At 59.3% G+C, this 14,012-nt stretch carries 14 protein-coding genes; 5 read left to right on the top strand and 9 right to left on the bottom strand.

Annotation, left to right across the window (positions count from 1 at the left end):
- Positions 1–6: 6 nt before the first annotated feature.
- From folP to rlmE, 3 genes are all read right to left on the bottom strand, one after another.
- Positions 7–852 carry a dihydropteroate synthase gene (gene folP, locus ACM3N8_RS08100; protein WP_043140191.1) on the bottom strand — a complete coding sequence of 282 codons (846 nt, stop codon included), beginning with the start codon at positions 850–852 and terminating at the stop codon, positions 7–9.
- A 62-nt stretch (positions 853–914) separates the two neighbouring features.
- Complete coding sequence (ftsH, locus tag ACM3N8_RS08095) at positions 915–2,864, bottom strand: ATP-dependent zinc metalloprotease FtsH (RefSeq protein WP_098982797.1); 1,950 nt, start codon at positions 2,862–2,864, stop codon at positions 915–917.
- 45 nt (positions 2,865–2,909) lie between these two features.
- Positions 2,910–3,539, bottom strand: a complete 630-nt coding sequence (rlmE, locus tag ACM3N8_RS08090) for a 23S rRNA (uridine(2552)-2'-O)-methyltransferase RlmE (protein ID WP_042866625.1) — start codon at positions 3,537–3,539, stop codon at positions 2,910–2,912.
- A gap of 97 nt (positions 3,540–3,636) precedes the next feature.
- Here rlmE and yhbY point away from each other — a divergent pair, with 97 nt between their 5' ends.
- The gene (gene yhbY / locus ACM3N8_RS08085) at positions 3,637–3,933 is read left to right on the top strand and encodes a ribosome assembly RNA-binding protein YhbY (RefSeq protein WP_042035811.1); all 297 of its coding nucleotides are present in this window, start codon (positions 3,637–3,639) and stop codon (positions 3,931–3,933) included.
- 105 nt (positions 3,934–4,038) lie between these two features.
- Complete coding sequence (locus ACM3N8_RS08080) at positions 4,039–4,632, top strand: hypothetical protein (protein ID WP_043140188.1); 594 nt, start codon at positions 4,039–4,041, stop codon at positions 4,630–4,632.
- A 47-nt stretch (positions 4,633–4,679) separates the two neighbouring features.
- Here ACM3N8_RS08080 and greA read toward each other — a convergent pair whose 3' ends face one another.
- The 3 genes from greA to pomA all read right to left on the bottom strand — a co-directional run bounded on the left by greA (position 4,680) and on the right by pomA (position 6,958).
- Positions 4,680–5,156, bottom strand: a complete 477-nt coding sequence (gene greA, locus ACM3N8_RS08075) for a transcription elongation factor GreA (protein WP_042866628.1) — start codon at positions 5,154–5,156, stop codon at positions 4,680–4,682.
- Between the two features lie 144 nt (positions 5,157–5,300).
- Positions 5,301–6,194 carry a flagellar motor protein MotB gene (locus ACM3N8_RS08070; RefSeq protein WP_043140185.1) on the bottom strand — a complete coding sequence of 298 codons (894 nt, stop codon included), beginning with the start codon at positions 6,192–6,194 and terminating at the stop codon, positions 5,301–5,303.
- Between the two features lie 5 nt (positions 6,195–6,199).
- Positions 6,200–6,958, bottom strand: coding sequence for a flagellar motor protein PomA (pomA, locus tag ACM3N8_RS08065; RefSeq protein ID WP_290017877.1), 759 nt, complete (start codon positions 6,956–6,958; stop codon positions 6,200–6,202).
- Positions 6,959–7,178: 220 nt separating this feature from the next.
- Between pomA and xseB the strand changes: the two genes are divergently transcribed.
- Genes xseB through dxs form a run of 3 tightly spaced genes read left to right on the top strand, consistent with a single transcriptional unit; the run spans position 7,179 to position 10,208 of the window.
- Positions 7,179–7,430 carry an exodeoxyribonuclease VII small subunit gene (xseB, locus tag ACM3N8_RS08060; RefSeq protein ID WP_005317577.1) on the top strand — a complete coding sequence of 84 codons (252 nt, stop codon included), beginning with the start codon at positions 7,179–7,181 and terminating at the stop codon, positions 7,428–7,430.
- Positions 7,431–8,321: a (2E,6E)-farnesyl diphosphate synthase gene (ispA, locus tag ACM3N8_RS08055; RefSeq protein ID WP_416015941.1), complete on the top strand. Its 891-nt coding sequence runs from the start codon at positions 7,431–7,433 to the stop codon at positions 8,319–8,321. It begins immediately after the preceding gene.
- A gap of 21 nt (positions 8,322–8,342) precedes the next feature.
- Positions 8,343–10,208, top strand: a complete 1,866-nt coding sequence (dxs, locus tag ACM3N8_RS08050; protein WP_416015939.1) for a 1-deoxy-D-xylulose-5-phosphate synthase — start codon at positions 8,343–8,345, stop codon at positions 10,206–10,208.
- Positions 10,209–10,295: 87 nt separating this feature from the next.
- Here dxs and ACM3N8_RS08045 read toward each other — a convergent pair whose 3' ends face one another.
- The 3 genes from ACM3N8_RS08045 to ACM3N8_RS08035 all read right to left on the bottom strand — a co-directional run bounded on the left by ACM3N8_RS08045 (position 10,296) and on the right by ACM3N8_RS08035 (position 13,967).
- A complete protein-coding gene (locus ACM3N8_RS08045) occupies positions 10,296–11,237 on the bottom strand; it encodes an ABC transporter permease (RefSeq protein ID WP_043140174.1) in 942 nt (313 codons plus the stop codon).
- 101 nt (positions 11,238–11,338) lie between these two features.
- Positions 11,339–12,313 (bottom strand): ABC transporter permease, encoded by a 975-nt coding sequence (locus ACM3N8_RS08040; protein WP_043140172.1) that lies wholly within the window; start codon positions 12,311–12,313, stop codon positions 11,339–11,341.
- 97 nt (positions 12,314–12,410) lie between these two features.
- A complete protein-coding gene (locus ACM3N8_RS08035; protein WP_098982787.1) occupies positions 12,411–13,967 on the bottom strand; it encodes an ABC transporter substrate-binding protein in 1,557 nt (518 codons plus the stop codon).
- Positions 13,968–14,012 lie beyond the last annotated feature (45 nt).

Below are 14,012 nucleotides of genomic sequence, written 5' to 3'. Positions count from 1 at the left end.
GTTTTTTTATTTGGATATGAAATCTTGTCCCGTCATTACCATCCAGCCGGCGCGCAGGGCATCCATGGTCTCTCGCACATCGTGCACCCGGATGATACGGGCGCCATGCTGCATCCCGATGAGCGCACAGGCCAGACTGCCGGCCAGCCGTTCATCAACCGAACGGCCGAGCAGGTTGCCTATCATAGACTTTCGCGACATACCGACCAAGAGCGGAAGCTGGTAATCGAGCAACTTCTCCTGCCAGGCCAGCAGCTGATAGTTGTGTGCCAGCGTCTTGCCAAAGCCGTAGCCCGGATCCAGCAACAACTGCTGGCGCCCTATCCCGGCGGCCAGACAGGCGGCGATACGCTCGTCGAAGAAGGCCCTCACCTCCCCCAGCAGGTCGTCATAGTGGGGCTCGGCCTGCATGGTTCTCGGCTGGCCTTGCATGTGCATCAGGCACACGGGTACGTCAGCTTCTGCGGCGGCGGCCAGGGCGCCGGGTTCGAGCAAGGCCCGCACGTCGTTGATGAGATGGGCCCCCGCCTTGCAGCCTTCCCGCATCACGGCAGCCTTGGAGGTATCGAGGGAGATCATCACATCCAGCTCGGCGACCATCCGCTCGACCACGGGGATCACCCTGTCCAGCTCATCCTGCTCGCTCACGTCGGGGGCACCCGGACGCGTCGACTCGCCGCCGATGTCGATGAGCGTTGCCCCGTCGGCGATCATCTGGCGAGCATGGGCCATGGCCCGATCAATCTGATTGAAATTGCCGCCATCGGAGAAGGAGTCGGGTGTCACATTGAGGATCCCCATCACATGGGGACGATCGAGGGAGAGGCTGAGCCCCTTGCTGGTTAGCTGCATCTTCGCTTCCATTTACATAAAGAAAAACCCCGGGACCAGCCCGGGGTTTGCATCATCACGATTTATTTGGCCGGGAGATCGTTGGCCTTGTCGATGTCGACATCCGCCACCGGCTCCACGTCGGTCACTGCCGGTTTGGCATCCGCCGCGACAGTGGCACCGCCTTGCGGAGTGTCGCTGTGCTCGTCATGCCAGTTGCTGGGAGCACGCACCTCGCGACGCGCCATCAGATCGTCGATCTGCTTGGCGTCAATGGTTTCGTACTTCATCAGCGCATCTTTCATGGTGTGCAACACGTCCATGTTGTCCAGCAGGATCTGCTTGGAGCGAGCGTAGTTGCGATCGATGACCTGCTTGACCTCGGCGTCGATGACGCGCGCCGTGTCATCGGACATGTGCTTGGCCTTGGCCATGCTGCGACCGAGGAACACTTCGCCATCTTCTTCCGCATAGAGCATGGGACCGAGACGCTCGGACATGCCCCACTGGGTAACCATCTTGCGGGCGATGTCGGTCGCACGCTCGATATCGTTGGATGCACCGGTCGATACCTTCTCGGCACCGTAGATCAGCTCTTCCGCCAGACGACCGCCGTACAGGCTGGAGATCATGGACTCCAGGTGCTGCTTGGAGTGGCTCCAGCGATCCTGCTCGGGCAGGTACATGGTCACACCCAGCGCACGACCGCGCGGTATGATGGAGACCTTGTAGACAGGGTCATGATCCGGTACCAGACGGCCGATGATGGCGTGACCCGCCTCATGATAAGCCGTCATCTCCTTCTCGGAGTCTCTCATCACCATGGAGCGACGTTCCGCACCCATCATGATCTTGTCCTTGGCCTTCTCGAATTCGGTCATGGAAACCACACGACGGCTCTCACGAGCGGAGAAGAGGGCGGCTTCGTTGACCAGGTTGGCGAGATCAGCACCGGAGAAACCTGGAGTACCACGGGCAATCAGGGCCGCATTGACATCATCTGCCAACGGCACCTTGCGCATGTGCACCTTCAGGATCTGCTCGCGACCGCGCACATCCGGCAGACCGACCACGACCTGACGGTCGAAACGGCCCGGACGCAGCAAGGCAGGGTCCAGAACATCGGGACGGTTGGTGGCGGCGATGACGATGACGCCTTCATTACCTTCAAAACCATCCATCTCGACCAGCATCTGGTTCAGGGTCTGCTCACGCTCATCGTGACCACCGCCGAGACCGGCGCCACGCTGGCGACCGACCGCATCGATTTCATCGATGAAGATGATGCAGGGGGAAGACTTCTTGGCCTGCTCGAACATGTCACGCACCCGGGAGGCACCGACACCCACGAACATCTCGACGAAGTCGGAACCCGAGATGGTGAAGAAAGGCACCTTGGCCTCGCCCGCAATGGCCTTGGCCAGCAGGGTCTTACCGGTACCGGGAGGGCCTACCAGCAGTACGCCGGTGGGGATCTTGCCACCCAGTTTCTGGAACTTGCTCGGATCGCGCAGATAGTCGACCAGCTCTTTCACCTCTTCCTTGGCCTCATCGCAGCCTGCGACGTCGGCAAAGGTGGTCTTGATCTGATCTTCACTCATCAGGCGAGCCTTGCTCTTGCCGAACGACATGGCACCCTTGCCACCACCGCCCTGCATCTGACGCATGAAGAAGACCCAGACACCGATCAGCAACAGCATCGGGAACCAGGAGATGAAGATAGAGGTCAGCAAAGACGGCTCTTCCGGCTTCTCGCCCATCACTTTGACATTGTGATTGAGCATGTCGTTGAGCAGCTGGGGATCCGGCGCCGGTATGATGGTGGTGAAGCGTTCACCAGTGCGCTTGACGCCATTAATGACCTTGCCATCCATCCGCACTTCACGGATCTGCTCTTGGGTCACTTCTTTAACGAAGCTGGAATAGTCCAGCTGGCGACTGGTGGTATCGCTGGGGCTGAAGCTATTGAACACCGACATCAACACGACGGCGATGACCAGCCACAGGATTAGGTTTTTCGCCATGTCACTCAAATCAATGACCTCGCAGACTGACAGTTAACGATGAAGGTTAGGGTACTACAGTTTAAAACCGGTAGCCACAATGTAGACTTCTCGTGAACGGGCACGAGACGAGTCTGGTTTACGAATCTTGACAGCAGAGAAAAGCTTACGAATTTCATTGAGATAGGCATCAAACCCCTCTCCCTGGAATACCTTCACCACGAAGCTGCCATTACTGCGCAATACCTGGTTGCACATGTCGAGCGCCAGCTCGACCAGGTACATGGCGCGGGCCTGATCCACCTGTTGGGTGCCACTCATATTGGGCGCCATATCAGACATGACCAGGTCCACCTTGTCCGGACCGACACGGGCCAGCAAGGCGCCGAGTACAGTTTCCTCCCGAAAGTCCCCTTGCAGGAAATCGACACCGGCAATGGGATCCATCGGCAAAATATCACACGCGATGACCCGTCCATCGTCACCCACCTGCTCAACGGCAAACTGGGACCAGCCACCCGGGGCCGCCCCCAGATCCACCACTGTCATGCCGGTACGGAGCAATTTGTCCTTGCCCTGGATCTCATCAATCTTGAAAACAGCGCGGGAACGCAGCCCCAACTTCTGGGCTTTTTTGACGTATTGATCGTCGAAATGTTCTTTTAACCAGCGGCTTGAGCTGGGGGAACGTTTTTTCTGGGTCATGATTGTCGACTTTAAAAAACCACAAGGGTTATTAGTATTAAGGGCTAAGTGGGGGTAGAATACGCCCCTTTCAACCCTGACTTATGAAGAAATTGCCATGATTCTCAACAATAAACAGAAACAGTACCTCAAGGGCCTTGCCCACAGTCTGAAGCCCGTTGTCCTGCTGGGTCAACATGGTCTGACCGAAGGCGTACTGGCCGAGATCGATCTGGCCCTGAACTACCACGAGCTGATCAAGGTTAAGGTTGCGTCTGAAGATCGTGAGATGAAACAGCTGGTTATGGATGCAATCGTCCGTGAAACCGGCGCGGTCAAGGTACAGAGCATCGGCCACGTGCTGACCATCTACCGTCAGGCCAACGAGCCGAAAATCCAACTGCCCCGCAAGTAACAGGAAAGAGCCTCGCTCTTTCCTTCATTTCCCTTCTTCCCAAGTCGCTTGCCAAAGTAGTCTCCAGGCCCTTAACCTGCGATGAATACTCGTGGACACCCCGCTATGGATCACCATCAGATTCTCACCGAAGATGAACTGGCCATGTTACGGGACTTGGGGAGCAGTCAGGAGACGGCCGCCGGACAATCCCTGAGCGGTTATCTCGCCACCCCCTTGCTCGGACTGCTGCAACGCGCCGATCAACTGGTGCTCGAAGCCCGCTTCGCCGGGCATCAACTCCGCTTTCCGCTGCGCTTCACCCAGGGGGACGATGGCTTCGTCGAACCGCGCATCGCCGCGCCCGTCATCAAGGAGCTGGGTTATCCCCATCTGCGCGCCTGGCGCCTCGACCAAGAGGCGCGCCTGAAGGTGGCCGATACCGAGTGTCTGGTGCACAGCCTGTCGCTGGACGGATTGGTGGTGGAGGGCTTGCCCGCCGGCCTGACGATAGGCGCCACCCTCAGCGGCACCCTGCTCATCCAGGAACTGGCCCCCCTGCCCCTCTGCGCCGAGCTGGTCAGACATATCCATCAACGCAATGGTGTACAGGGCTGGGCACTGCACTTCCAGATGGCCAAGCCGGATCTTGAGCAACTGCGCAGCTGGATGTTCCAGCGCCATCAGGACGCCTTCACCCAGGCTTACCAGCCCCGCTAAATACAAACAGGGGAGCCGGGCTCCCCTGTTTCAGGCATCACCTCACATCAGAGGTAAGCGACGGCCAGAACTTCGTATTCCACATCGCCGGCCGGCGTCTTGACGATGGCCACATCGTCCACTTCCTTGCCGATCAGGGCACGGGCGATGGGCGAGTTCACTGAAATCATGTTCTGTTTGATGTCAGATTCGTCGTCACCCACGATACGGTAGACAACTTCCTCTTCCGTCTCGCTTTTCAGCAGGGTCACGGTCGCCCCGAAGATGACGCGACCATTGTTGGTAATCTTGGTGACATCGATCACCTGGGCATTGGAGAGCTTGCTCTCAATTTCCTGAATGCGGCCTTCACAGAAGCCCTGCTGCTCACGGGCGGCATGGTACTCGGCGTTTTCTTTCAGATCACCATGTTCACGGGCATCTGCAATCGCTTCGATAATCTGCGGACGAAGCTCGCTCTTCAGATAGTCGAGCTCTTGACGCAGCTTTTCAGCGCCGCGAACAGTCATCGGAGTATGATTCATAGTCGAAACCTGGGTTGCTTGAAAAGAGAAGCTGCGGCTATCAAAGAGAGCCGCAGCTATCGGTTCGGATGAGGCATCTTAATATGAAGCCGGCACAAAATCCATGTCAGTCCCTGCGAGCGGGATCGCGCTTTGCCATCGACACTACTTCTGCTCAGAGACGCCGATTGGGGCCGATACTGTCGGCTTGCCCTGCATGATGGCGATCTCCACCCGCCGGTTCATGCGCCGGTTTTCCGGGGTGGTGTTCGGCACCAGCGGCTGGGAATCGGCCATGCCCTGCACCACCAATCGCCCGCCGTCGAAGCCGGGCACCTTGATCATCTGATGGGCCACCGCCACCGCCCGCTGGGAAGAGAGCTCCCAGTTGGACTGAAACAGCTCATCTTCGGTGGCCACATCATCGGTATGACCCGAGATGGTGATCTCCCCCGGTACATCCTTGAGCAGAGTCGCCACCTTGCGCACCACGGGCCAGAACTGGGGCTGCAGGAAGGCGGAACCAGCCGGGAAGGCCGCCTTCTCGCGGATCCGTATGATAATCTGCTGACCCAGCGCCTCCACTTCGATGGCACCATCCTGGATCTGGGCCTTCATCTGCTCCGCCAGCTCCTTGGCCAGGGCATTGGACTGCTCCTGCTGTTTCTGCGCCTCCTGCCGGGTGTCGCCCCCCACCAGCTTGTCTTCGCTCTTGTCATGACCCCCGGCCTGATCGGCGTCACCTGGCTGGAAGTCCAGCTCTGTCTGGGTCATGTCCATGGTCTGCTGCATGATGGTGTCTATGGGGGTCGGCTCGGGGCGGCCCGGCCTGAACTCGAGGGCAACGACGGACGTCCCCTTGGGTATGTCTTTGACCTCCAGAATATTCTGCACCCCGAACGCCTTCTCCATGGAGCCGGCGATCTGCTTGAACTTCTGCACATCCATCTCGGCGAAGGAGAGCAGCAGTACGAAGAAGCACATCAACAGCGACATCAGATCGGCGAAGGTGCCCATGTAACCGGGCAGACCAGGTGGCGGACACTTGCACTTAGCCATGGGGATTACTCGCTGCCATTGTTGCGTTTGGACTGGTTCAGGTAATTTTGCAGCATGGACTGGATCACCCGCGGGTTCTGGCCATCCTGAATGCCCATGATGGCGTCCAGCACCAGACAGCGGCTCAGCTGCTCTTCACCGCTGCGTAGCTCCAGCTTGTCGGCGATGGGGATAGCAATCATGTTGGCCTCGATGGCGCCATACAGGGTGGTGAGCAAGGCCACCGCCATGGCCGGGCCTATGGATTTGGGATCGCTCATGTTGGCCAGCATGGCAACCAACCCCACCAGCGTGCCTATCATGCCCATGGCGGGCCCCAGATCCCCGAGCGCGCGAAACACCTTGATGGCGATGACATGCCGTTCGGCGGTGAGCTCAATGTCCTTCTCCATCACGGCGCGGATGACATCGGCATCGTGCCCGTCCACCAGCATGTCGATGCCTTTTTTCATAAAGGCATTCGGCACTTCAGCGGCTTCCAGCGCCAAAAAGCCCCCTTTACGGGCCGCATCGGCCAGTTCAACCGCCTTGATGATGAGGTCATCCAGCTTGTCGCCCTTGTAGATGAATGCCTTGCCGGCCACCTTGAACGCCATCAGGAACTGACCGATGTTGAACTTCATCATGCAGATAAAGAGGGAGCCCAGTATGGTGATATAGACCGAAGGCATATCCACATACATGCTCATGGGGCCACCCAGCAACATGCCGTACACCACGACCCCAAATCCCAGCACTATGCCAATCAGACTACCTAGATCCACATCCCTACTCCTGTCAGCTGAAATTCGTTGTATCTGCAGTTTGTTGAATTTTCTGCTATTGGCTCATCAGCGGCAAGGGCCACCACGTTTTTCCTAGTTCACAAGATGGCTTATTATCGGCCACTTTTCCGAGAGTTTAAGCCGACCGCACTTTTCAGCCTCCCCCCTGCCCGCCGTCGATGTTAAGATAAGCCGTTTTTTTCAATCCCCGAGGATGGACATGGCCAGTAAAAAAATCGACCGCCTGAGTTTTGATGCCACTCTGGAAGAGCTGGAAACCATAGTTCATCAACTGGAACAAGGTTCCTTACCGCTGGAAGAAGCGCTCAAGCAGTTCGAACAGGGTGTCCACCTGGTGCGGGCCGGCCAGCAGAAGCTGGAACAGGCCGAACAGAAGATCCAGATCCTGCTGACTCAGGCCGATGGCACAGAGCAAGCGGTTCCCTTCCAGCCAGAGCAAGGAGAGGAGTGAGTGACGCTGGACGATTTTTCCCGTTTGCATCGTCAACGTATTGACGACTGCCTGTCTGCACAACTTGAATCCTTGCCCGCCATGGCTCCGCGTCTGCGCGATGCCATGCGCTACGGCCTGCTGCTCGGCGGCAAGCGGGTGCGCCCCTTCCTGGTCTACGCCGTAGGCGAGATGCTGGGCGTCAAGAGCGAGCTGCTGGATGGCCCCGCCGCCGCGGTGGAGTGCATCCACGCCTACTCACTGCTGCACGACGACCTGCCCGCCATGGACAACGACGACTTGCGTCGCGGCCAGCCGACCGTGCACAAGGCATTTGACGAAGGCACCGCCATCCTGGCCGGCGATGCCCTGCAGACCCTGGCCTTCGCCATTCTGGCCGATCACCCCATGCCGGCCGCCCTGATGACCAACCGGGTGCGGATGCTGAGCGCTCTGGCCCGTGCCTCCGGCTACCTCGGCATGTGTGGTGGTCAGGCGCTGGATCTGCAGGCCGAAGGGCGCCAGATCAGCCTGGCCGAGCTGGAGCAGGTGCATCGCCACAAGACCGGGGCCCTGATCGAGTGCGCCGTGGCACTGGGTGCCCTGTGCAAGCCCGACGTGGACGACGCCACCCTGGCGGCGCTGCAAACCTATGCGGCCGCCATAGGCCTCGCTTTTCAGGTGCAGGACGACATCCTCGACATCACGGGCGATACCGCCACCCTGGGCAAGCCGCAAGGCTCGGATCTGGCGCAGGAAAAGAGTACCTACCCGGCCCTGCTCGGACTCGACAATGCCCGTGAGCTGGCTCGCGAACTGCACGGTAAAGCCTTAACAGCCTTGCAATCTTTGCCCTACAATACCGACATTCTGGAAGCGTTTGCCGATTACATCATCGAGCGAACCCACTAAACGCTGGATAACAGTAACAATATGAGCGTTGATATAAGCAATTTCCCCAACCTGGCCCTCGCGGATACGCCGGTCGAGTTGCGATCCCTGCCCTTCGAGCGACTGCCCGTACTGTGCAACGAACTGCGTGAATATCTGCTGCGTTCGGTGAGCCGCTCCAGTGGTCATCTCGCCTCCGGGCTCGGCACAGTCGAACTGACGGTGGCGCTGCACTACGTCTACAACACGCCGTTCGATCGACTGGTGTGGGACGTGGGCCATCAGGCCTATCCCCACAAGATCCTGACCGGTCGTCGCGACCGTATGCAGAGCATCCGCCAGAAAGACGGCCTGCACCCCTTCCCCTGGCGCGGCGAGAGTGAGTATGACGTGCTCAGCGTCGGCCACTCCAGTACCTCCATAGGTGCGGCGCTCGGCATGGCGGTCGCCGCCGAGAGCGAGGGTCTGGGTCGCAAGGTGGTGGCGGTGATAGGTGACGGCGCCATCACGGCCGGCATGGCCTTCGAGGCGCTCAATCACGCCGGCGATGTCCACAAGGACATGCTGGTGGTGCTCAACGACAACGAGATGTCCATATCCGAGAATGTCGGGGCACTCAACAATCACCTGGCCCGCATCATGTCGGGCAAGCTCTACACCACCATACGTGAGGGTGGCAAGAAGGTGCTGGCGGGTCTGCCGCCGGTCAAGGAGCTGGCCAAGCGGGCCGAGGAGCATCTCAAGGGGATGGTGGTGCCTGGCACCCTGTTCGAAGAGTTTGGCTTCAACTACATAGGCCCCATCGACGGCCATGACATCAACGCCCTGGTCGAGACACTGCGCAACATGCGCAACCTCAAGGGGCCGCAGCTGCTGCATGTCAAGACTAAGAAGGGCAAGGGCTACGAGCCTGCCGAGAAAGACCCTATCGGTTATCACGGCGTGCCCAAGTTCAATCCGGACGAGTGCACCCTGCCCAAGGCGAGCGGCGGCAAGCCGAGCTTCTCCGCCATCTTCGGTCAGTGGCTGTGCGACATGGCGGCCAAAGACGAGAAGCTGGTCGGCATCACCCCCGCCATGCGCGAGGGCTCAGGGCTGGTCAAGTTCAGTCAGCAGTATCCGGATCGCTACTTCGATGTGGCCATCGCCGAGCAGCATGCGGTCACCTTCGCCGCCGGCCTCGCCATCGCCGACAAGAAGCCGGTGGTCGCCATCTATTCGAGCTTCCTGCAGCGCGCCTATGACCAGCTGATCCACGATGTGGCGCTGCAGGAACTGCCTGTGCTGTTCGCCATCGACCGGGCCGGTCTGGTGGGCGCCGATGGCCCGACCCATCAGGGGGCGTTCGACATCAGCTTCCTGCGCACCGTGCCCAACATGGTGGTGATGACGCCGTCCGACGAGAACGAGTGTCGCCAGATGCTCTACACCGGCTATCAATGCAACCAGCCTGCGGCGGTGCGCTACCCCCGCGGCAGCGGCGCAGGCATCGAGGTGCAGACCGAGATGCAGGCGCTGGCGCTCGGCAAGGGCCGTGTCATTCGCCAAGGCAAGGGCACCGCCATACTGGCGTTCGGCACCCTGCTACAGCAGGCCAGGGCCGCCGCCGAGGCGCTCGATGCCACCCTGGTGGACATGCGCTTCGTCAAGCCGATGGATGAGGCGCTGGTGCTCTCCTTGGCCGCCAGCCATGACCAGTTCGTGACCATAGAGGACAACGCCATCATGGGCGGCGCCGGCTCCGCGGTGAACGAGCTGCTGATGCGCAACAAGCGGTGCAAGCCGGTGCTCAATCTCGGCCTGCCGGATCGCTTCGTGGAGCAAGGCACCCAGGAGGAGATCTACGCGCTGCTGGGACTCGACAGCACTGGCATTCAAGCCAGCATCGAGGCCTGGCTGCTGGCCTGATCAGGCACGTTGACGAGCAAATAAAGAAGGGCGCCTGATGGCGCCCTTCTTGTATCTTCACTTCTGTCTCTTCACTTCTGACCCGGGTTAACCTTTGTAGATCTTGGGGTTGAACACATCCCGCAGCCAGTCGCCCAGCAGGTTGATGACCAGCACCAGCACCACCAAACAGATGCCCGGGAAGGCGGTGATCCACCAGGAGCCGGAGAAGATGTAGTTGAAGCCGACGCTGATGAGCGAGCCCAGCGATGGCTGATCCACCGGCATCCCCAATCCGAGGAAGGAGAGTGCCGCCTCGCTCATGATGGCGTTGGCCACCTGTACGGTGGAGATGACCAGGATGGGTGACAGACAGTTCGGCAGAATGTGGCGGAACATGATGCGCGGGGCACGGAACCCCATCACCTGCGCCGCTTCCACATACTCCTTCTTCTTCTCCGCCAGCACGGAGGCACGCACGGTACGGGCGTACTGCGGCCACTCGGCGATGCCGATGATCACCACCAGCATGACGATGGCAAATTCGGAGTAAACCTCGGAGCCAAAGCTGGCCTGGAAGATGGCGGAGATGATGATGGCCACCATCATGGTGGAGAACGACAGCTGCACATCGGCGAAGCGCATCAGCAGGTTGTCGATGCGGCCACCGAAGTAACCGGCGATCAGGCCGATGACGATGCCGAGCACCAGTTGCAGCCCCACCGCAAACAGCCCTATGGTCAACGAGATGCGGGCACCGTAGAGGATGGTGCTCCAGATGTCGCGGCCCTGGTTGTCGGTACCGAGCCAGAAGCGCTCCTCGCCCCCTTCCAGCCAGGAGGGCGGCAGCTCGGCATCCATCAGATCGAAGCTGGTCTGATCGTAGACGTTGTGCGGCGCCAGCCAGGGCGCCAGCAGCGCGGCCAGCACGAACACCACGAACACGGCGAAGCTGAACATGGCGACTTTATCGCGCAGGAAGTAGTAGACGATGTCGGAATTTTTAAAACGTGCCCAACGGCTTGGGCTTGCAGTTACTGCGTTACTCATGCTTACCCCTTCGTAGCCAGGTAGATAGCCGGGTTGATGGCAAGACCCGCGTGGTTGCGCCATGTCAAACAGCGGCTCACAGTCACAGCGTTAGTCATGTGTTACCCCTTGGCAGTCAGGTTGACGGTCGGGTTGATGAACCCGTAGAGCAGGTCGACCAGGGTATTGGTCACCACGAAGATCAGGCCGACGAAGATGACGTAGGCGGTGATCAGCGGGGTATCGACCCTGTGGATCGCCTCGAGGAACAGGAAGCCGGTCCCCGGCCACTGGAACACGCTCTCGGTCAAGATGGTGTAGGCAACCATGGTGCCGATCTGCACGCCGCCGACGGTAATGACCGGCAGCATGGTGTTTTTGAGGGCGTGCTGGTAGTAGACCTTGTTGTTGTCCAGCCCCTTGGCACGGGCGAACTTGACGTATTCGGAGGAGAGCTGCTCCAGCATCTCGGAGCGCACCAGCCGGATGAACAGCGGCAGCATGATGGAGGAGAGCGACACCGCCGGCAGGATCAAGTGCTTGATGCCATCCCAGGTGAAGAAGCCCGACTCCCAGCCCAGCAGGTTAAGGGTCTCGCCACGGCCATAAGCCGGCAGCCAGCCGAGCTGGATGGAGAACAGATACATCAGCATGATCGCCGTCAGGAAGACAGGGATCGAGATGCCGATGCTGCTCACCGCCATGATGAGTTTGGTCAGGAAGCTGCGTGGCCTTATCGCCGAGTAAACCCCCAGCGGAATGGAGACGGCGACGATGATCAGTGCAGCGGCAAAGACCAGCTCAAGGGTAGCCACCAGCTTGTCGAGTATCACCTCGAGAGCGGGTCGCTTGAAGAAGTAGGAGGTGCCCAGATCCCCTTGCACTGCATTTTGCAAGAAGCGGCTGTATTTCACCAAAAAGGGATCGTTAAGGCCCATCTTTTCGCGCAACTCATGGCGCACGGACTCGGAGACGGATTGTCCCACCAGCTCGCGCAGCGGATCCCCCAGGTTGTCCTGGATGGAGAAGGCGACCAGGCTGATGACGAACATCACTATCACGGCCTGATAGAACCGTTTCAGCAGGAATGTAAACATGCTTGTCCTTCTACGTGGCCTGTGTCTTGGCACAGGCTTCTGTTAATGGCGGGGGCAGCCATGGCCGCCCCCGCCAGGTCCTTCTTTACGACCCTGCTTACTTGTTGACCACCAGGTCACCCAGGTAAGGGAAGTTCATCACGTTGACCACAGGCTTGATGTCGACGTTTTTCTTGGCGCCATAGGCCAGGTCTTCCCAGTGCAACGGCACATAGGCGGCGTCGTCGATCAGCATGGCTTCCACCTTCTGCAGGATGGCGGCACGCTTGGCCGGATCGGTTTCGGCGTTGGCATCCATCACCAGCTTGTCAGCCTCTGCGTTGGCATAACCGCCGCAGTTGTACTGACCCATGCCGGTCTTGGCATCCTTGGTGAAGGTCAGGAACTCGAAGAAGTTCGCACTGTCTTCGGTGTCTGAGTGCCAGCCGATCAGCTGCATGTCTGCCGCACACTTGTCAAACTCGGGCCAGTACTGGGCCACCGGCATGGTCTTCAGATCGACCTTGATGTTGATCTTGGACAGCATGGCGGAGACAGCCTGGGCGATCTTGACGTCGTTGACGTAGCGGGCAGCCGGGGAGATGAAGCTCATCTTGAAGCCCTGCTCGAAACCGGCTTCCTTCATCAGCTGCTTGGCCTTGGCCAGATCATACTGGGGCTTGAGCGCCTCGTTGTGACCGGCATAGCCTTTCGGGCTCAGCTGGCCGGCCGGGGTGCCAAAGCCTTTGTTGATCTTGTCGACTATGCCGACTTCGTTGATGGCCAGGTTGATCGCCTGACGCACACGCTTGTCTTTCAGCGCCGGGTTGGTGTTCTGGTTCAGCTCTATGATGATGGCGCGGGTACCGGACAGGGTCACCAGTTGGGAATCCTTGCCATTCTTCACGCGCTCCAGATCGTTCGGGGCAACCGGGTAGATCATGTCCACGTCACCACCCAGCAGGGCGGCCACACGGGTGGCATCTTCCTTGATCGGTACCACGGTCAGGTTCTGAACGTTGCCCTTGGAAGCCTTGTCCCAGTAGTTGGCGTTGCGCACGTATTCCAGCTTGACGCCCTGCTCGCGGAACTTGACGCTGAACGGACCGGTACCGGAAACATGGGTGGAGGCATAGGAGCTGCCGTTCTTGACGATCTCGGCCTTGTCTTTGCCAGCTTCATCCTTGCCGGTGTAGAACTTGGAGTCCATCGGGAATATGTAGGTGACGGTCTGCAGCACCAGCGGGAACGGCTTGGCGGTGATCAGATCGACGGTCAGATCATCGACCTTCTTCACTTCGGCGATGGGGTCGAAGATGGCCTTGAAGTCGGGAGAGGCCTTCAGGCGGTTGACGGTCCACACCACGTCATCGGCGGTGAAATCATTGCCGGAGTGGAACTTGACGCCCTTGCGCAGGTGGAAACGCACCGTCTTGTCGTCGATACGTTCAAACTTCTCGGCCAGACGCGGCTCAAACTTCAGATCCTGGGTGTAACGCATCAGGGGATCGAACACCAGGTGAGACATCTCCAGGGTCTGGCCGGAGAGCTGCTCCTGCGGATCCAGCGAGGTGGCGTCGGAGGCGACGGCCACTGTGATGTCGGCGGCAGAGACGTTAAACGCGAGACCCGCGGCGAACAGCGCCATGGCAATCTTGGATAATCCTTTCTTCATGTCTTTCTCCATGCTTTTGGCTTTTTATTGACACTTTTTGTGACA

It is taken from the genome of Aeromonas sp. A04, assembly GCF_047780465.1.
Lineage (GTDB): Bacteria > Pseudomonadota > Gammaproteobacteria > Enterobacterales > Aeromonadaceae > Aeromonas > Aeromonas bestiarum.
The sequence above is the reverse complement of the archived record's forward strand: the minus strand, read 5'-3'. Positions and strand labels throughout refer to the sequence as shown.

Coding starts and splice junctions, on each gene's coding strand:
- folP (WP_043140191.1), bottom strand. CDS start 852: ATGCAGCTAACCAGCAAGGGGCTCAGCCTCTCCCTCGATCGTCCCCAT.
- rlmE (WP_042866625.1), bottom strand. CDS start 3,539: ATGACCCAGAAAAAACGTTCCCCCAGCTCAAGCCGCTGGTTAAAAGAA.
- yhbY (WP_042035811.1), top strand. CDS start 3,637: ATGATTCTCAACAATAAACAGAAACAGTACCTCAAGGGCCTTGCCCAC.
- ACM3N8_RS08080 (WP_043140188.1), top strand. CDS start 4,039: ATGGATCACCATCAGATTCTCACCGAAGATGAACTGGCCATGTTACGG.
- greA (WP_042866628.1), bottom strand. CDS start 5,156: ATGAATCATACTCCGATGACTGTTCGCGGCGCTGAAAAGCTGCGTCAA.
- ACM3N8_RS08070 (WP_043140185.1), bottom strand. CDS start 6,194: ATGGCTAAGTGCAAGTGTCCGCCACCTGGTCTGCCCGGTTACATGGGC.
- xseB (WP_005317577.1), top strand. CDS start 7,179: ATGGCCAGTAAAAAAATCGACCGCCTGAGTTTTGATGCCACTCTGGAA.
- dxs (WP_416015939.1), top strand. CDS start 8,343: ATGAGCGTTGATATAAGCAATTTCCCCAACCTGGCCCTCGCGGATACG.
- ACM3N8_RS08045 (WP_043140174.1), bottom strand. CDS start 11,237: ATGAGTAACGCAGTAACTGCAAGCCCAAGCCGTTGGGCACGTTTTAAA.
- ACM3N8_RS08040 (WP_043140172.1), bottom strand. CDS start 12,313: ATGTTTACATTCCTGCTGAAACGGTTCTATCAGGCCGTGATAGTGATG.
- ACM3N8_RS08035 (WP_098982787.1), bottom strand. CDS start 13,967: ATGAAGAAAGGATTATCCAAGATTGCCATGGCGCTGTTCGCCGCGGGT.